The organism is Mycobacterium sp. (assembly GCF_039583805.1).
GTDB lineage: Bacteria > Actinomycetota > Actinomycetes > Mycobacteriales > Mycobacteriaceae > Mycobacterium.
This window is the reverse complement of record NZ_JAVKSH010000081.1, coordinates 1-17,436: the sequence shown is the minus strand read 5'-3', so window position 1 is coordinate 17,436 and position 17,436 is coordinate 1. Positions and strand designations below refer to the sequence as shown.

Genomic DNA, 17,436 nt, shown 5'->3' with positions numbered 1-17,436 from the left:
ACCAGCTCGCAGACGCCCAGCGAAGTCGAAGAACTGGTCACTGCCGCACTGCGCAAGGACTCCGAGGTGCTCGGCCTGACCGACGAGAAGGGCCGCCGGTTCCTGATCCAGGCCGGCAAGATCGCCTACGTCGAGATTGGTGTTTCCGACGCGCGCCGGGTCGGCTTCGGGATCGGCGCGGCCTCTGCTACGGGCGAGTGAGCGGCACGTGCGACAGTCCGCCCCAGGCGAAATACACGGTGCCGTCGACTGCGTCGTCCTTGGAAATGGGCCGGTCGGTGTCGAGCCAGTACCGGGCACAGTCGACACTGATCCCGACCAGACCCACGGCGATCATCCGGGCCCGATGCGGTTCCAGTCCGGAATCGGCGCTGATGAGGTCGAACACGGCGTCGGTGCAGGCCTCGGTGGCCACCCGCACCTGGGCGGCCACCCGGGGTTCGCTGACGTAGTCGTTCTCGAAGATCAGCCGGTAGCCCTGGCTGTCGTGCTCGATGAAGTCGAAGAACGCCTGCACGGCCGCGCGCAACCGCTGCCGGTTGTCGGTGGTGGTTCGCAGGGCCTGTCGCACGCCGGAAACCAGGTTGTCGACGTGCCGCGCCAGCACCGCGAGGTACAACTCCAGTTTGCTTGAAAAGTGTTGATAAAGAACAGGTTTACTAACCCCGGCGCGCTCGGCTATCTCGTCCATCCCGGCCGCGTGGTAGCCGCGGTCGACGAAGATGTCGCTGGCGGCGATGAGCAGTTGGCCACGGCGCTGGTCTCGGGGTAACCGGTTACCCCGCCGGTTGGCGCCGCCGACCACCGGCGGATCGCCGTCGGCGGGTTGGGCGTGCCTCCACTCGGCCGCGTCGGCGAGATCTCTCATTGACTCCTCGATCGCATTGTCGGCCATCCTGCCGGAGTCGTCGTGCACCCGGTCGCACAGACACTACTACCGTTGCCGCTCGGCATGACCTCGTCGGCCGCGACGCCAACGCTGAGCAGCGCCGCAGGGCGCGCCACGAGTCACTGGTAGCTGCGGCTGTGTCATCCTGAGGCGGTGACCTATGACTCCGGGCCACCCGGGCGCAGCCAGGCGCCGGTGCTCCGCGACGATCGGCGCGAACCTCTGCGCGCCCAGCGGGATCCGCTCGCCTGGAACTCGGGGCGGGCTAGGTCGAATCGGGACAGACCCCGGCGGTGGCGCAAACAGACCTCTTTGGGTCGATTCGTGTCCACCTACGGCTGGCGCGCCTACGCGTTGCCGGTGCTGGTCGTCCTGACCGCGGTCGTGGTGTACCAGACCGCGACCGGGACCGGCGCGCCCGTCCCGGCCTCCAACGCACCGGTCCAGGGCACGCCTGCGATCGGCGCGGTCGGCACGGCGATCATCGACGCCCCACCGCGTGGGCTGACCGAGTTCGACGGCAATCTGCCCACTGGAATGCTGCCGGACGGCGGTCCGTTCACCGAGACCGGCGACAAGACCTGGCGCATCGTCGCGGGAACCACGCCCAAGATCGGGCAAGGCACCGCCAAGACGTTCCGGTACACCGTCGAGGTGGAGAACGGCATCGAACCCGCCGCCTTCGGCGGCGACGACGCGTTCGCGCGGATGGTCGACCAGACGTTGGACAATCCCAAAAGCTGGATTCACGACCCGCAGTTCGCCTTCATCCGGATCGACGGGAGCGACCAGGCCAAACCCGATTTCCGCATCTCGATGTCCTCACCGATGACGGTACGGGAGGGCTGCGGCTACGAGTTCCCGTTGGAGACGTCCTGCTACAACCCCTCGTACGGGCCCGACGCGCAGCCGCGGGTGTTCATCAACGAGGTGCGCTGGGTGCGCGGCGCGGTGCCGTTCCAGGGCGACGTCGGCTCATATCGCCAGTACGTCATCAACCACGAGGTCGGCCATGCCATCGGCTACCTGGGCCACGAGTCGTGCGACCGACAGGGCGGCCTGGCGCCGGTGATGATGCAGCAGACGTTCTCGACGTCCGACGACGATGCCGCGAAGTTCGACCCGCAATGGGTGAAAGCCGACGGCAAGACGTGCCGGTTCAATCCGTGGCCCTACCCGATCGCCTGACGGGAAGTGAGGTTGTCCCGGTCTGCGTGGAATTCGAGGTGGCGGTCCCTCACCTGAGGCTGAGGCCGCTCGGCTCGTGCGAGAGTTCCTCACCCACCGGCTCATCAGGCCCATCGGCCGGCGACTCGGCGCCGACGACTGCGAGGATCGGGCCGGCCTGCTGATGTCGCAGATCGTCGGCCTGACTGCGGCTCGCCACACCGCCGCAAGTCAGCCCCCGGTCTCCTCCCCGCGCGAGGACGCCGCCGCCGGCCTCGGCGACACCCTGCAGCGCTAACTGCTCGGCGACCTGCATCACCAAAACCCCTCCCGCTCAGCACAAAAGGCCACACCGTGACCTGGCGTCACCTGCTGTCCGACACCTTGTATCGCCTCGGCCCCCCGATCAGGGGTGCGCCGATTCAGCCCGAACTGCGCGAAGCCATCGAAGGCGAATCCGCACTACCGACCGGGCACGCGCTGCAGGGCTGCGGACGGTGTCTCAGCCGGGACGTTCCCGCAGGGCGACGTCGGGCCAGCGCGTGCGAGTGGGCAGGCTGCCACGCCTTGCCCGAACCGGTCCGGTACCGTACTGTTTTGCAGTCAAGTCGGCTAGGGCAGGAAGGTTGATCTCGTCCGGGCGATCGTGTCACCGTTGATCGAAAGGCGAACAGGTGAAGCGGATTTCGATCGGCCGCCTGGTCAGGCGATGGTGGATGCTGCTGGTCGCTGTGGCGGTGGTCGCGATCGCCGGGTTCGGTGTCTATCGGCTGCACGGGATCTTCGGCTCGCACAACACCACGTCGACCGGCGGTGGCATTTCGAATGACATCGTCCCGTTCAACCCCAAGCACGTGGTCTACGAGGTGTTCGGGAATCCCGGGGCAGTGGCAACCATCAACTACCAAGACGTCCACTCCGCGCCGCAGCGAGTCGACAATGCGGCCCTGCCGTGGCGCTACGAGATCACGACGACAGATCCCGCGGTCATCGCCAACCTGACTGCCCAAGGCAACGGCAGCACTCTGGGCTGCCGCATCATCATCGACGGTGAGGTCAAAGACGAAAGGACCGTCAACGAAGTGACCGCATACACCTTTTGCTTGGACAAGTCCGGATGAGCAACCTTCACATCCCGCGGCCTTCGTTTGCCAAGATGATCCTGCGGCTTTCGGTGCCGATCGCGGTGTTCTGGTTGGCCCTGGCGGCGATCACGAATGTTTTTGTGCCGCAATTGGAGAAGGTTGCCCAGGCGCATAACGTGTCGCTGAGCCCCCAGGATGCGCCGTCGCTGCAGGCCAGCAAACGCATCGGCAAAGTTTTTCAGGAGTTCGATTCCGACAGCGCGGCCATGATCGTGCTGGAGGGCGATCAGCCGCTCGGCGCCGACGCGCACCGGTTCTACGACACCCTGGTCCATAAGCTCTCCCAAGACACGAAGCATGTGGAGCACATCCAGGATTTCTGGGGGGATCCGCTGACGGCGGCGGGCTCGCAGAGCGCCGACGGCAAGGCGGCGTTGGTGCAGGTGTACCTCGCCGGCAATCAGGGCGAGACGTTATCCAATCAGTCCGTCGATTCGGTGCGCGACATCGTGGACCACACGCCGCCGCCGGCCGGGGTCAAGGCCTATGTCACCGGCGCCGCGCCGCTGATCACCGATCAGTTCGAGGTGGGCAGCAAAGGTACCTTGAAGGTCACCCTCATCACGATCGCGGTGATCGCAATAATGCTGTTCTTCATCTACCGTTCCGTCACCGTGGCGCTGGTTCTTTTCACGGTGATGATTGAGTTGACGGCGTCCCGCGGAGTCGTCGCCGTTCTAGCGAACTCCGGCATCATCGGGCTGTCGACATACTCGACTAACCTTCTCACATTGCTGGTCATCGCCGCCGGAACGGACTATGCGATATTTATTCTGGGCCGCTATCAAGAAGCGCGCTCGGCCGGAGAGGATAGGGAAACCGCGTTTTACACCATGTATCGCGGGACCGCCCACATTGTCTTGGGCTCGGGCTTGACCGTCGCCGGCGCAGTGTTTTGTCTGCGCTTCACCCGGCTGCCTTATTTTCAGAGCCTGGGCATTCCTGCTGCAATTGGTGTCCTCGTCGCGCTGGTGGCCGCGCTCACCCTGGCGCCGGCCATGCTGGCCGTCGGCCGCCATTTCAGTCTGTTCGACCCCAAACGCGAGATGAGAACGCGGGGATGGCGGCGTATCGGCACAGCTATTGTCCGCTGGCCCGCGCCCATCCTGGCGGTGACGATCGCGGTCGCCCTTGTCGGTCTGCTCGCCCTGCCGGGATATAGGACGAGTTACGACACTCGCCCTTACATGCCGGCCAGCGCCCCGGCCAATATCGGGTATGCGGCCGCGGCGCGGCATTTTTCGACCGCCAGGTTGAATCCTGAGTTGCTGATGATCGAGGCGGATCACGATCTGCGTGATCCCGCCGATATGCTCATCTTGGAACGGGTGTCCAAGGCTGTGTTTCACATACCCGGAATCGCGAAGGTCCAGGGCATGACCAGGCCGTTGGGCACGCCGCTGGACCACAGCTCGATACCGTTTCAAATCAGCCAGCAAAGCGTCGGCCAGGTGATGAACCTGAAATATCAGAAAGACCGTGCGGCCGACTTGCTCAAGCAGGCCGGTGAGCTGAGGAAAACGATCAATATTTTGCATCAGCAGTATGCCCTGCAGCAGCAGAGTTCCGCCGCCACCCACGAGCAAACCCAGAGCTTTCACGACACAATCGTGGTGATCGATGAACTGCGGGACAAAATAGCGAATTTCCTGGACTTCTTCAGGCCGATTCAAAGCTATTTCTACTGGGAAAAGCACTGCTATGATATCCCGGCCTGCTTTGCGATCAGAAGCGCCCTTGAAGCGGCCGACAGTGTCGACCAGCTTACCGACCAGTTTCAAAGCATCACCGCGAGTTTGGATAAATTGGACGCGCTCCAGCCGCAACTGGTGGCCCTGCTACCGCCCCAGATCGAGAGCCAGATGACGAATCTGGAACTCACGCTGTCCAACTACGCCACCAATTCGGGGATCAACAACCAGTCGGCGTTCGCGAACGACAACCCGGCCGCGATGGGACAGGCCTTCGACGCGGCGAAAAACGATGATTCCTTTTACTTGCCGCCGGACGTGTTCAACAACACGGAGTTCAAGCGGGGCCTAAAGTTGTTCCTCTCGCCAGACGGCAGGGCTGCTCAGATGATCATCTCCCACGAGGGTGATCCAGCGACCCTCGAGGGCATCTCGCACGTCGATCCCATCAAGAAGGCGGCCTACGAGGCCGTGAAGGGCACCCCCTTGGAAAACGCCCATTTCTACCTCACCGGCACCGCGGCGACCTACAAAGACATCCAAGACGGCGCCAAGTACGACCTGATGATCGTCGGAATCGCCGCGTTAAGCCTGATCCTGCTGATCATGATGATCATCACGCGAAGTTTGGTTGCCGCGATCGTCATTGTGGGCACGGTAGCGCTGTCTTTGGGCGCCTCCTTCGGGCTCTCCGTGCTGGTCTGGCAGGACATTCTAGGTATCCAGTTGTATTGGATCGTGCTGGCGCTGGCCGTGATCCTGCTCTTGGCGGTGGGATCCGACTACAACCTGCTGCTGATTTCCCGGTTCAAAGAGGAAATCGGCGCCGGATTGAATACCGGCATCATCCGCGCAATGGCCGGCTCCGGCGCCGTGGTGACATCTGCCGGTCTGGTGTTCGCGGCGACCATGGCCTCCTTCGTGTTCGCCGATTTGCGGATCCTTGGTCAGATAGGAACCACCATCGCGCTGGGTCTGCTGTTCGACACGCTGATTGTGCGTTCGTTCATGACGCCGTCCATCGCCGCGCTGCTCGGGCGCTGGTTCTGGTGGCCGCAACGGGTCCGCCCGCGTCCGGCCAGTCAAATGCTCCGGCCCTATGGGCCGCGTCCCGCGGTACGTCAACTGCTGCTATGGGAAGACGACGACTCGACCGTGATCCCCGAACTACCGGCACCCGCTCGACGATGACGTCGAGAATGCGATCCTGGTTGACAGCCAACCACGGCGCCACATGGCCGCGATCCTGGCCGCGTCCGCAGGTGCTGACGTTGATGCCGATTGTGCCGGGCAGCTCCATGCTCCTGGCTCGAGAATCGTCAGCCGGGGCTGTGGGTGGCCGACAGGTCCCTTCGGCTGAGTCGAGCTAATTTGTCCATCCGCCCTTTCAGCCGTGCGATCCTGCGTAGCTGGATGGTGAGATTTGTGGCCCCTAACATGGGGAGCAGCCCGATAAATGTTCGGGCGGAGGGCGCGGCTCCATGTAACTGTTCGAGACACCCGACGATATAGAAGCATCCGATGGTGAAGACGGTAGCGGGTATCGAATACGCGAGTAATGATCGGGCCTCAGAAATAATTTGCGCCGCGTAATCTACCTCGCTCTGCGACATGGATTCGCCTTTGCGTAATTTATCCAAGACCGCTTTGTGGGCCCCTACTACTTCGCCCAAAGAAGCGGGTGTTCGACTTTCTAACCGTTGCACGAACACAAATGCGCAAGCGGCGAACACCAATGCCAGCACAGCAGCAAGTATCGTTAGAAAACCAAATAGACTGAAATCCACCATCCCGCTCCTCAGCGCCACCAAAAGTGTATCTTAAAACGTTGGAGAGTCCTCGCGGTCGGCTGTCGAGAACCTCTCAAAACGCTACCTCAACCACGTCGTTACCGTGATACTAGTAGGAAAGGATACCAGTAGGAAGAGACACCAGTAGGAAGAGACACCAGTAGGAAAAATTCTGACCATTCCTGTGTTGCAGGCATGCTCATCGGTGAAGCGTCGCCGGGAGGCTACACCGATCGCCCGGATCACCAACCATAACGTCACCCGCCGGCGCGACGGGCAGTTGGTACTGCGCTGCCCCGTCACGCTCAGCCCAGTACCGGCACCGAACCTGCCGGTGCCGCGGTCTACAACCCGCCATGGATCGCCACCGAAAATCCCCGCGGCTCGGTACATGCTCCGGGAAGCTTCCCGGGCTGTTTGCCGTTGGTCCGTGCGGCTGCTGTGATGGACAGTGCCGACCGTGCGTGACGTCAAACTGAGGAGAGACCGGTGTCCACGTCGTTGCCACCGCTGGTTGAGCCGGCTGCCGAGCTGACGCGGGACGAGGTCGCACGCTACAGCCGCCATCTGATCATTCCCGAGCTGGGCGTCGACGGTCAGAAACGGCTCAAAAACGCGCGGGTGCTGGTGATCGGCGCCGGGGGACTGGGCGCGCCGGCATTGCTGTACCTGGCCGCGGCCGGTGTCGGCACGATCGGCATCGTCGACTTCGACGTGGTCGACGAGTCCAACCTGCAGCGCCAGATCATCCACGGCGTCTCCGACATCGGCCGGTCCAAGGCCCAGTCCGCGCGCGACTCGATCGCCGAGGTCAACCCGTTGGTGCGGGTGCAGCTGCACGAGGTCAGGTTGACGCCGGCCAATGCGGTCGATCTGTTCACGCAGTACGACCTGATCCTCGACGGCACCGACAACTTCGCCACCCGCTATCTGGTCAACGACGCGGCGGTGCTGGCGCACAAGCCCTACGTCTGGGGCTCGATCTTCCGTTTCGAGGGCCAGGTCTCGGTGTTCTGGGAGGACGCGCCCGACGGCCGCGGCCTGAACTACCGCGACCTCTACCCGCTGCCGCCGCCCCCGGGCATGGTGCCGTCCTGCGCCGAAGGCGGGGTGCTGGGCATCCTGTGCGCGTCCATCGCGTCGGTGATGGGCACCGAGGCGGTCAAGCTGATCACCGGCATCGGTGAACCGCTGCTGGGCCGGCTGATGGTCTACGACGCCCTGGAGATGAGCTACTACACCATCGCGATCCGCAAGGACCCGTCGACGCCGGCGATCACCGAGCTGATCGACTACGACGATTTCTGCGGGGTGGTGTCCGACGACGCGGCCCAAGCCGTCGCGGACTCCACGATCACCCCGCGCGAACTGCGTGAGCTGATGGACTCCGGGACGAAGATCGCCCTGATCGACGTGCGCGAACCGGTGGAATGGGACATCAACCACATCGACGGGGCGCAGTTGGTCCCGCAGTCGTCGATCAACTCCGGCGAGGGCCTGGCGCGGCTGCCGCAGGACCGGATGCCCGTGCTCTACTGCAAGACGGGTGTGCGCTCGGCCGAGGTTCTCGCAGCGGTGAAGAAGGCCGGTTTCGCCGACGCGGTGCACCTGCAGGGCGGCATCGTGGCCTGGGCCAGCCAGATGCAGCCCGACATGGTGATGTACTGACCGTCGCGACGGCCTGTCCGGGACCCGCGCGGCAGAGCCTGCGCCTGGCCGTCGTGTCGAGTCCGTTGACCGCAGGTGAACCCGATTAGGCTAGATGGGTGACAGTCGAGCCGCCGGAGCATGTCCTGGCGGCGTTCGGGCTGCGCGACGTTCGGCCGGTGCAGTTGGAAACCGGGTGGCGGTGCGGGGAAGTGGTGCTGTCGACGGTCGCCGACCACGCCCGCGCCGCCTGGTCTGCTCGGGTACGTGAGACGTTGTTCGTCGACGGGGTGCGGCTGGCCCGCCCGGTCCGCTCGACCGACGGTCGGTACGTGGTGTCCGGTTGGCGCGCGGACACCTTCGTCGCCGGCATCCCCGAGCCCCGTCACGACGAGGTCGTGTCCGCGGCGGTCCGGCTGCACGAGGCCACCAGCAAACTGGAACGACCGCGCTTCCTCGCCCAGGTCCCGTCCGCACCCCGGGCTGACGTCGACGTCTTCATGGCCGCCGACCGCGCCGCGTGGGAGGAACGGCCGCTGGCCTCGGTGCCGCCGGCGGCCCGGGTGGCCTCGCCGACAGCCGACGGGCAGCGGTCGATCGACCTGCTCAACCAGCTCGCCGCGCTGCGCCGGCGGACGAAGAGCCCCAGCCAGTTGGTCCACGGAGATCTCTACGGGACGGTGCTGTTCTCGGGCACCGCAGCGCCGGGAATCACCGACATCACGCCCTACTGGCGGCCCCCTTCGTGGGCGGCGGGGGTGGCGGTCGTCGACGCGCTGTCGTGGGGTGACGCCGACGACGGGCTTATCGAGCGCTGGAACGCTCTGCCGGAGTGGCCGCAAATGTTGTTGCGGGCGTTGATGTTTCGGCTTGCTGTCCACGCACTGCACCCGCGTTCGACCGCCGAGGCCTTTCCGGGGCTGGCCCGCACCGCGGCTCTGGTTCGGCTCGTGCTCTAAGCGTTCAAGGGGCTGCGCCCCGGTGTGAGCACCTGAAAATCTGTCGAGTGTGCGATTTCGTACGCGACGCGCCGGCGCTGGCGTAGCAAACCGCACACTCGACGAATAGCTCTGCTCGACGCGAGCGCCGACCAGGGCTTCTGCGCAATTTTCGAGTGAGTGAGGCGCGAAAGTGCAAATAGCGACACGTTGCCCGAGAAGGGCCGTCGCTAGGTGCACTCTGGCGAGAACTGGTGGCGAATCCGGCCCAGCTTCACCCGGCCGTCGACGGCCGGCACCCCGTCGGCGCGCAGCAACTCCAGCTGCCGGGTGGCCAGGTGCCGCGCCGGGCGGCCGGTGGCGGCGACGACCCGATGCCAGGGCAGGTCGGACGAGTCGGTGCTCATGATCCACCCGACGATCCGGGCACTGGAAAGCCCTGCGGCGGTGGCGACATCACCGTAGGTGGCGACCCGGCCGGCGGGGATGGCGGCGACCAGGGCGCGCACCCGTTCGATCTGCTCGTCGGTGACCGAAGCCATCCTCAGCGCATCCGCTCGCGGATCAGCGCGGCCACCTCGGCCGGCTTGGCCTGGGCCACCATGTGATCGCAGTCGAGATCGCACAACGCGAAGTCGGGTCCCAGCCGGTCGCGCAACCCGGCGACGAGCGCGTCGCCGACGTAGGGCGGCGACGCGCGGCCCGCCCGCACCAGCGTCGTAGGAATCCCGGCGGGCGGCAGCACGATATCGCGGGCCAGCTCACTCCAGTACGACATCATGGCCGGCAGGCTGATCCGCCAGCCGTACCGCCCGCCCGCCAGGGCGACCAGATGCTCGTCGAGTTCGGCGTCCAGCACACCGGGATCCACATCGGCCCAGGCGCCGGTCGCCTTTTCCGCGCGGGCCTGCGCGGTGTCCGGGTAATCCGGCGAGGCCAGCATGGCCTCGGCGATCTCGCGCATCCACCCGCCGTCCAAGCCGATCGCCGGGTCGAGCAGGACCAGCGCGGCCACCCGGTCGGGATAGGCGGCGGCCAGGTGCAGCGCGACCGCGCCGCCGAAGGAATGCCCGACCACCACCGGGCCCTGAGGCTGATCCTCGAGCAGCGACGCCAGCGCCGCGACGTTGGCGTCGATCGTCCACGGCGCCGCCCACGACGACCGGCCGTGACCGATCAGGTCGGGGGCTGCCACGGCGACGTCGGGCAGGTGGCGGGCCGCCAACCGTTCCCACCGCCGCCCGTGGCCGGTCAACCCGTGGATCGCCAGCAGCCCGACGGGTCCGGCCGGGCCGTAGCGGTGCACGCGCAGCCGGGTCACGCGTCGATGGTGCCAGCAGCGTCGCGGGTGTGCAGGGCGGGTCCGCCGTCGAAAATGCGGTCGGACGGGGTCCGGGGGAGCAGTAATGTTCGAGCTGCACACCGGCACACGCGGAAAGGAACGTGTCGTGGGGATCCAGCGCGACGAGAGCCTCTACGGGTCGCAGACAGTGATGGGTCCCGGCTGGCCGGATGTCGACGAGGATGCGCTGGCGGCGGCGGCCGAGGCGTACGAACAGCTTGCGATGCACCTGACCGGAGTGGTGGTGCCGCAGCTGCACGGCCAGCTGACGCGGATGGAAGGCAGCTGGACGGGTCCCGCGGCGGTGGCCGCGCTGGGTGAGGCGAGCACCATCATCGGCGGCCACGAAATCAACGCCGCGGAGGCGTCGGCCATCGCGCTCAAACTGCGCACCATGGAAGCCTCGGTGGCCAAGGCGAAGGCGACGGTCAACGCGACCGCCCAGGAGGTCCAGCACGCGTGCGAAATGATCGAGGCGGCGCCGTTGTCAAACAAGGACGAGCTGCTGCAAAGCATGATCCGGTTCGGTCAGTCGCAGAACATGGCCGACGTGATGGCCGGCACCGCCGAGCTGGCGGGCAACCTGGGGGTGCAGCCGGTGAATCCGTCGGCCATTCCCATTCCGCCGGGTAGTGCGCCGGGTGCCGGGAAAGCTGCCGATGCGGCACAGCAAGCCGGCAGCCAGGGCCCGCAATCGATGATGCAGACGATGGGCCAGCTGGTCTCGCAGGCCGGGCAGATGCCGCAGCAGCTCGGCAAGATGGGCGGGGGCCAGGGCCTGCAACAGCTGACCCAGCCGATGCAGCAGCTTTCGTCGATGTTCGGCCAGCTCGGCTCGGGCGGCGCCGGCGGAGCGGGTGCGTCGCCGTTTTCGGCGTTCAGCAATCACCCGGCGGCCGGTGGATCCGGCGCGCGGGCCGGGGCGGGGCTGGCCCGCGGCGGGTCGATGCCCGGCGCCGGCGGCAGCCCGCCCCGGATTCCTCTGATGGCCAAACTCGTGGACAAGCACACGACCGTCGTCCCCGCCGCGGTGCAGGAGGGCGCCGTCGCGGGTCGCACCGCGACCGCCGGTGTGGCGCCCGTCGGCGGCGGGGGCGCCATGGGCGGCGGGGGCGCCATGGGCGGGATGGGCCACCGCGAATCCAGCGGCGGGTCCAGGGCGGGCCTGGCGGTGCCAAACCCGCTCGACCATGACCTCGCCGAAGACGACGTGGACGAGGATTGGTGACGGCCGTGGTGGCGGGGTCGTCAGCCGAGGGCCAGCGCACGCATCGAGGCAGCCGTCGGACCGGCGATGTGGCGGGCTGCGAACTGCGCGGAGGCGGCAGAGGAGATGGAATCCGATGACGGGGATATTCGGTAGGGACGGGGAGCAGAGCTGGGATCCGGCGTCAGTCCAGTTGCCGTCGATACCCATGCTTCCCCCTGGCGAGGATCCGATGAGCGCAACCGTTTCCGGCGTCCTTCCGACGCTGGCGGCGTCGATGGAGGCCAATGTGGCGGCGCTGCACGGCAAGGAGACGATGTTCGCCGGCAACGTCGCTGCGTCCAACGCGATGTACGCCGGCTCCGAGGACTCCGGTCAGCAGGGCGTCATGCAGATCGTCCAGATGCTGGGCCAGATGGGCGGCCAGGCGGGCCAGATGGGCGAGATGGCCGGTGCGCCCGGCCAGATGTTCGGCCAGATGGGCAGCCAGTTCGGTCAGCTGATGCAGCCGATGATGCAGGGGTTTCAGGGTAGCGGCCAGGGCGGACACGGTCAGGCGTCCGGCGGTCAGGGGGCGGCAGCTGCCGGCGGCGGTCAAGGTCCTGCCGCGATGGGCATCCCGCCGCAGCACGAGCGCGACGACGAGGCCCGGGCTCAGCCCGACACCCGGGAGCACGCTGATCGAGATGGTCCGGCAACGGCCGGGCCCGGCGACAACATCCGACGCGGGCTGGAGCCGCTGCCGGCGATGCCGCCGGAGCAGTCCCACGGCGACCGCGGCGAGGATCTCGCCCGCCGAGTGTGATCGCGTTCCCGCCGCGCGGGCCGTGACCAGGCCCGACGGACTTGTCAGACCCCCGTGATCTGATGCGGCTATGTCAGAACGGTGGGGGTCCGCGGCGCGCGCTGCGCTTGATCCCGGCCTGCGCGGCCGGCTGGGGGTAGTGGGCGGTCCCGGCACCGGTAAGAGCAGCCTGCTGGTCGACGTCGCCGCCGCCCGCGTCGCCGCCGGGGTGCCCGCCGAATCTGTTCTGCTGCTGACCGGCGCGGGCCGGATCGGGATCCACGCCCGCAGCGCGCTGACGAGGCGGTTGCTGCAGTCGCGGGCAGCCGGTCCCGGCTGCGCGGTGATCGGTGAGCCGGTGGTGCGGACCGTGCACAGCTACGCGTTCGCCGTGCTGCGGCGGGCCGCGCTGCGGGCCGGCGCCCCGCCGCCACGACTGGTGACCAGCGCCGAGCAAGATGCGATCATCGCCGACCTGCTGTCCGGTGACCTGCAGGACGGTGACCTGCAGGACGGTGCCGGGGGGTCGACCGGCTGGCCGGCGCAGCTCAGACCCGCATTGGCCACCGCCGGATTCGCCGCGGAGCTGCGGGATCTCCTGGCGCGCTGCGCCGAACGCGGCGTGCAACCGCGGGACTTGCAGCGGCTGGGCCGGATACACGGGCGCCCGGAGTGGACGGCCGCCGGCCAGTTCGCCCGCCAATACGAGCAGGTGATGCTGCTGCGCGCCGCGGTCGGGACGGCGGCTCCGCAGGCAACGATGCCCGCGCTGGGGGCTGCCGAGCTGGTCGGGGCCGCGTTGGAGGCGTTCGCCGTCGACCCGGAGCTGCTGGCCGCCGAGCGGGCCCGGATCCGCGTCCTGCTGGTCGACGACGCCCAACAGCTCGACCCGCAGGCGGCCCGGCTGGTGCGGGCCCTGGCCGCCGGCACCGAGCTGGCGCTGGTCGCCGCGGACCCCAACCAGGCGGTGTTCGGATTCCGCGGCGCCGAGCCGGGGACGCTGCTCGACGACGATGCCCCGTCGGTGACGCTGACGGCGTCGCAGCGCTGTGCCCCGGCGGTGGCGCGCGCCGTCGCCGGCATCGCGCGCCGGCTTCCCGGCGGCGGTCACGTCGAGGGCACCGGAACCGAATCCGGCTCGGTGCAGGTGCGTCTGGCCGCCTCCGCGCACGCGGAGGCGGCGCTGATCGCCGACGCGTTGCGGCGCGCACACCTCGTCGACAGCGTGCCGTGGTCGCAGATGGCGGTCATCGTCAGGTCGGTGCGGCGTGCCGCCGGGTTGTCGTACGCACTCTCCCGGGCCGGGGTGCCGGTGGCGACGCCCGCAGCCGGCGGGGCGCTGTGGCAGCAGCCTGCGGCGCGGGCGCTGCTGACCGTGCTGGCCGCCACCGTCGACGGTCTGGACGGCGAGCGGGCGCTGGCGCTGGTGACCGGACCTGTCGGCGGGGTCGACCCGGTGTCGCTGCGCCAGCTGCGACGGACTCTGCGGCGCCTGGACCCGGCGCGCGACGCCGGCGACCTGTTGGTGGCCGCCCTGCGCGGCCAGGCGCCGACGGGGCTCCCCCCGGCCCAGGCCCGCCCGCTGCGGCGGGTCCGCGCGACGCTGGATGCGGCCGCCCGCTGCCACCGCGACGGCGCGGCGGCACCGTCGGCGTGCGGGGCAGATCCGCGCGCGACGCTGTGGGCGGCGTGGCACCGCTGCGGCTTGCAGCGCCGCTGGCTCACGGCGTGTGCGCGCGGCGGCCCGGCCGGCGCCCAGGCCGGGCGGGACCTCGACGCGGTGACCGCGCTGTTCGACGTCGCCGATCAGTACGTGTCCCGCACCGCCGGGGCGTCGCTGCGCGGTTTCCTCGATTACGTCGCCGCGCTCCGGCTGCCTCCCGTTCGTCCGGAGCCGACGGGATCGGACGAGGTCAGCCTGCTCAGCGCACACGCCGCGCTGGGGCACGAGTGGGACTTCGTGGTGATCGCAGGCCTACAGGAAGGTTTGTGGCCCAACACGATTCCCCGTGGCGGCGTGCTGGCCACCCAACGGCTGCTGGACGTGCTCGACGGGGTCGCCGAGAACGTCTCGATGCGAGCACCGTTGCTGGCCGAGGAACGTCGGCTGCTGGTGGCGGCGATGGGCCGGGCGCGGCGGCGCCTGCTGGTGACCGCCGTCGACGGCGACGGGGGCGACTCCGGCGGCGACACGGCGCTGCCGTCGCCGTTCGTCGCCGAGATCGCGCAGTGGGTCACCGACGGCGCCGATCCCGATGCGCGTGACGGCGGCGCCCCGCGGGTGTTGTCTGCCACCGCGGTGGTGGGCCGGCTGCGCAGCGTGGTCTGTGCACCGCTGGGCCAAGTGACGGACCTGGAAAGACGCTGCGCGGCAACGCAATTGGCTCGTTTGGCAAAAGCCGGTGTGCCGGGTGCGGACCCCGCACAGTGGTGGGGGATGATGCCGGTCAGCACCGCCGAAACGCTGTGGAGCGGTCCGGATCACGTGGTCACCCTGACGCCGTCGAGCCTGCAGACACTCATCGACTGCCCGTTGCGCTGGCTGGCGGAACGCCACGGCGGAACCGACGGCCGCGACCTGCGCGCCACGATCGGTTCGGTGCTGCACGCGCTGATCGCGCAGCCGGACGCCGGCGAGCCGCAGCTGCTGGCCGCGCTCGAGCAGGCCTGGCGCCGGCTGCCGTTCGACGCCCAGTGGTACTCCAACAACGAGCTGGCCCGTCATCGTGGCATGGTCGCCGCCTTCCTGCAGTGGCGCGCCCAGACCCGGCAACAGCTCACCGAGGTCGGCGTCGAAGTCGACGTCGACGGGGTGGTCGAGACGGGACACGGGGACGGGGCGAACGTCCGGCTGCGCGGACGGGTGGACCGCGTCGAGCGCGACGCGGCCGGCCGGCTGGTCGTCGTGGACGTCAAAACCGGCAAGACGCCGGTCACCAAGGACGACGCCCAACGCCATGCCCAGCTGGCCGCCTACCAGCTGGCGGTGGCCGAAGGTCTGCTGCCGCACGGCGACGTGCCCGGCGGCGCGCTTCTGGTCTACCCGGGCAGGAGCGGTCCCGGCGGCGTGCCCGAGCGACAGCAGGATCCGCTGACGCCGCAGGCGCGCGACGAGTGGCGGGATCTGCTGCGGCAGGCTGCCGCCGCGACCGCCGGGCCGGTGTTCGTCGCGAGGATCAACGACGGCTGCCCGCACTGCCCGATGCGGCCGGGCTGCCCCGCCCATGGCGGCGTCGACGGACCGCTGACATGACACCCTGCCACAGCCCAGCTGAATTAGCCTGCGCGCTAGGTCTTTTCGAGCCGACCGCGGAGCAGGCCGCGGTGATCGCCGCGCCGCCGGGCCCGCTGGTCGTCATCGCCGGCGCCGGCGCGGGGAAAACCGAGACGATGGCCGCGCGGGTGGTGTGGCTGGTCGCCAACGGATACGCCGAACCGGGTCAGGTGCTCGGGTTGACTTTCACCCGTAAGGCCGCCGGCCAGCTGCTGCGGCGGGTTCGCTCCCGGCTGTCCCGGCTGGCCGGCGCCGGACTGGCAGCCGGCCCATCCGAGCCCGCCGCCGCGCCGACGGTCAGCACCTACGACGCGTTCGCCGGGCAGCTGCTGCGCGCGCACGGTCTGCTGCTCGGTGTGGAACCCGACACCCGGCTGCTCGGTGAAACCGAGCTGTGGCAGCTGGCCTACGACGTGGTCACCGCATATCGCGGTGCACTGCACACCGACAAAAACCCCGCCACCCTCACCTCGATGGTGCTGCGCCTGTCGGGCCAGCTGGCCGAGCACCTGGTCGACACCGAGCAGCTGCGCGACACGCACACAGAGTTGGAGCGGCTGGTGCACACCCTGCCCGCGGGTCGCTACCAGCGCGCTCGCGGTCCCAGCCAGTGGCTGCTGCGGATGCTGGCCACGCAGACCGAACGCGCCGAGCTGGTGCCGCTGATCGACGCGCTGCACACCCGGATGCGGGCCGAGAACCTGATGGACTTCGGTGCGCAGATGGCCTCGGCCGCCCGGCTGGTGCGGTCGTTTCCGCAGGTCGGGGTTCACCTGAGGGAGCGGTACCGGGTGGTGCTGCTCGACGAATACCAAGACACCGGACATGCTCAGCGCATCAAGCTGTCGTCGCTGTTCGGCGGCGGTGTCGACGACGCGCTGGCGTTGACGGCCGTCGGCGACCCGATCCAGTCCATCTACGGCTGGCGCGGCGCGTCGGCGACCAACCTGCCGCGGTTCACCACCGACTTCCCGCGCGCCGACGGCAGTCCCGCGCCGGTGCTGGAGCTGCGGACCAGCTGGCGCAATCCGGCGCGGGCGCTGCAGCTGGCCAACGCCGTCGCGGCGGAGGCGCGCCACCGTTCGGTGGCGGTGCGGACGCTGCGGCCGCGTCCCGACGCGTCGCCGGGCACCATCGCCTGCGCACTGCTGGCCGATGTGGCGTCGGAGCGGGAGTGGGTCGCCGACCACCTGAGCCGGCGCTACCAGCGCGCCTGCGCCGACGGTGTCGCGCCGCCCACCGCCGCGGTCCTGGTGCGCCGCAACGCCGACGCCGCCCCGATGGCAGCAGCGTTGCGGGCCCGCGGGGTCCCGGTGGAGGTGGTCGGGCTGGCCGGCCTGCTGTCGGTTCCCGAGGTCGCCGACGTCGTCTCGATGCTGCGGCTGGTCGCCGACCCGACCGCCGGGGCGTCGGCGATGCGGGTCCTCACCGGGCCGCGGTGGCGGCTCGGCGGCCGCGACGTCGCCGCGTTGTGGCGGCGCGCGACGGCGCTCGACGACACGGCCGCGCTCGACGACACGGCGGCGCTCGACGACACGGCCGCGCTCGACGACACGCCCGCG

General features: G+C 68.6%; 15 protein-coding genes. 10 read left to right on the top strand and 5 right to left on the bottom strand.

Translation table 11 applies throughout. The features are described 5' to 3' along the window. Window positions 1-201 (top strand): DUF3107 domain-containing protein (locus ABDW21_RS12080; RefSeq protein ID WP_343710482.1); only part of this gene is annotated, 201 nt, incomplete at its 5' end. Here ABDW21_RS12080 and ABDW21_RS12075 read toward each other — a convergent pair. After that, window positions 188-868, bottom strand: a complete 681-nt coding sequence (locus tag ABDW21_RS12075) for a TetR/AcrR family transcriptional regulator (RefSeq protein WP_343599700.1) — start codon at window positions 866-868, stop codon at window positions 188-190. The two genes, ABDW21_RS12080 and ABDW21_RS12075, sit on opposite strands and share 14 nt — an antisense overlap. A 174-nt stretch (window positions 869-1,042) precedes the next feature. On the opposite strand from ABDW21_RS12075, the gene ABDW21_RS12070 reads away from it, so the two are divergent. Further along, the gene (locus ABDW21_RS12070) at window positions 1,043-2,077 is read left to right on the top strand and encodes a DUF3152 domain-containing protein (RefSeq protein WP_343599674.1); all 1,035 of its coding nucleotides are present in this window, start codon (window positions 1,043-1,045) and stop codon (window positions 2,075-2,077) included. A 49-nt stretch (window positions 2,078-2,126) separates the two neighbouring features. Here ABDW21_RS12070 and ABDW21_RS12065 read toward each other — a convergent pair whose 3' ends face one another. Then, window positions 2,127-2,372, bottom strand: a complete 246-nt coding sequence (locus tag ABDW21_RS12065) for a hypothetical protein (protein WP_343599671.1) — start codon at window positions 2,370-2,372, stop codon at window positions 2,127-2,129. A gap of 358 nt (window positions 2,373-2,730) precedes the next feature. Between ABDW21_RS12065 and ABDW21_RS12060 the strand changes: the two genes are divergently transcribed. After that, complete coding sequence (locus ABDW21_RS12060) at window positions 2,731-3,177, top strand: MmpS family transport accessory protein (protein ID WP_343599670.1); 447 nt, start codon at window positions 2,731-2,733, stop codon at window positions 3,175-3,177. After that, window positions 3,174-6,083: an MMPL family transporter gene (locus ABDW21_RS12055; protein WP_343599669.1), complete on the top strand. Its 2,910-nt coding sequence runs from the start codon at window positions 3,174-3,176 to the stop codon at window positions 6,081-6,083. Before ABDW21_RS12060 ends, ABDW21_RS12055 begins: the two co-directional genes overlap by 4 nt. 128 nt (window positions 6,084-6,211) lie before the next feature. On the opposite strand, the gene ABDW21_RS12050 is transcribed toward ABDW21_RS12055, so the two are convergent. Further along, entirely contained in the window at window positions 6,212-6,682 is a 471-nt protein-coding gene (locus ABDW21_RS12050; RefSeq protein WP_343599667.1) for a hypothetical protein, read from the bottom strand. A 489-nt stretch (window positions 6,683-7,171) separates the two neighbouring features. Between ABDW21_RS12050 and moeZ the strand changes: the two genes are divergently transcribed. Together moeZ and ABDW21_RS12040 are read left to right on the top strand one after the other, a co-directional pair. After that, window positions 7,172-8,350, top strand: a complete 1,179-nt coding sequence (gene moeZ / locus ABDW21_RS12045) for an adenylyltransferase/sulfurtransferase MoeZ (RefSeq protein WP_343599665.1) — start codon at window positions 7,172-7,174, stop codon at window positions 8,348-8,350. Between the two features lie 98 nt (window positions 8,351-8,448). Further along, window positions 8,449-9,288 (top strand): TIGR02569 family protein, encoded by an 840-nt coding sequence (locus tag ABDW21_RS12040; RefSeq protein WP_343599663.1) that lies wholly within the window; start codon window positions 8,449-8,451, stop codon window positions 9,286-9,288. 209 nt (window positions 9,289-9,497) lie between these two features. Here the strand turns inward: ABDW21_RS12040 and ABDW21_RS12035 are convergent, their stop codons facing one another. Next, on the bottom strand, window positions 9,498-9,809 hold the full coding sequence (locus tag ABDW21_RS12035; RefSeq protein ID WP_343599661.1) for an MGMT family protein: 312 nt from the start codon (window positions 9,807-9,809) through the stop codon (window positions 9,498-9,500). A gap of 2 nt (window positions 9,810-9,811) precedes the next feature. Next, on the bottom strand, window positions 9,812-10,588 hold the full coding sequence (locus ABDW21_RS12030) for an alpha/beta hydrolase (RefSeq protein ID WP_343599659.1): 777 nt from the start codon (window positions 10,586-10,588) through the stop codon (window positions 9,812-9,814). 127 nt (window positions 10,589-10,715) lie between these two features. Here ABDW21_RS12030 and ABDW21_RS12025 point away from each other — a divergent pair, with 127 nt between their 5' ends. The 4 genes from ABDW21_RS12025 to ABDW21_RS12010 form a co-directional block, all read left to right on the top strand. Further along, on the top strand, window positions 10,716-11,837 hold the full coding sequence (locus tag ABDW21_RS12025) for a hypothetical protein (RefSeq protein WP_343599698.1): 1,122 nt from the start codon (window positions 10,716-10,718) through the stop codon (window positions 11,835-11,837). A gap of 211 nt (window positions 11,838-12,048) precedes the next feature. Next, window positions 12,049-12,621: a hypothetical protein gene (locus ABDW21_RS12020; RefSeq protein WP_343599657.1), complete on the top strand. Its 573-nt coding sequence runs from the start codon at window positions 12,049-12,051 to the stop codon at window positions 12,619-12,621. Between the two features lie 70 nt (window positions 12,622-12,691). Further along, complete coding sequence (locus ABDW21_RS12015; protein WP_343599655.1) at window positions 12,692-15,853, top strand: ATP-dependent DNA helicase; 3,162 nt, start codon at window positions 12,692-12,694, stop codon at window positions 15,851-15,853. Next, window positions 15,850-17,436: ATP-dependent helicase (locus ABDW21_RS12010; RefSeq protein WP_343710481.1), on the top strand; the 1,587-nt coding region annotated here is incomplete at its 3' end. The genes ABDW21_RS12015 and ABDW21_RS12010, both read left to right, overlap by 4 nt.

Bases quoted from the DNA above. Each gene is read 5' to 3' on its own strand.
- ABDW21_RS12075 (WP_343599700.1), bottom strand. From the start codon at position 868: ATGAGAGATCTCGCCGACGCGGCCGAGTGGAGGCACGCCCAACCCGCC.
- ABDW21_RS12065 (WP_343599671.1), bottom strand. From the start codon at position 2,372: ATGCAGGTCGCCGAGCAGTTAGCGCTGCAGGGTGTCGCCGAGGCCGGC.
- ABDW21_RS12055 (WP_343599669.1), top strand. From the start codon at position 3,174: ATGAGCAACCTTCACATCCCGCGGCCTTCGTTTGCCAAGATGATCCTG.
- ABDW21_RS12050 (WP_343599667.1), bottom strand. From the start codon at position 6,682: ATGGTGGATTTCAGTCTATTTGGTTTTCTAACGATACTTGCTGCTGTG.
- ABDW21_RS12035 (WP_343599661.1), bottom strand. From the start codon at position 9,809: ATGGCTTCGGTCACCGACGAGCAGATCGAACGGGTGCGCGCCCTGGTC.
- ABDW21_RS12020 (WP_343599657.1), top strand. From the start codon at position 12,049: ATGAGCGCAACCGTTTCCGGCGTCCTTCCGACGCTGGCGGCGTCGATG.
- ABDW21_RS12015 (WP_343599655.1), top strand. From the start codon at position 12,692: ATGTCAGAACGGTGGGGGTCCGCGGCGCGCGCTGCGCTTGATCCCGGC.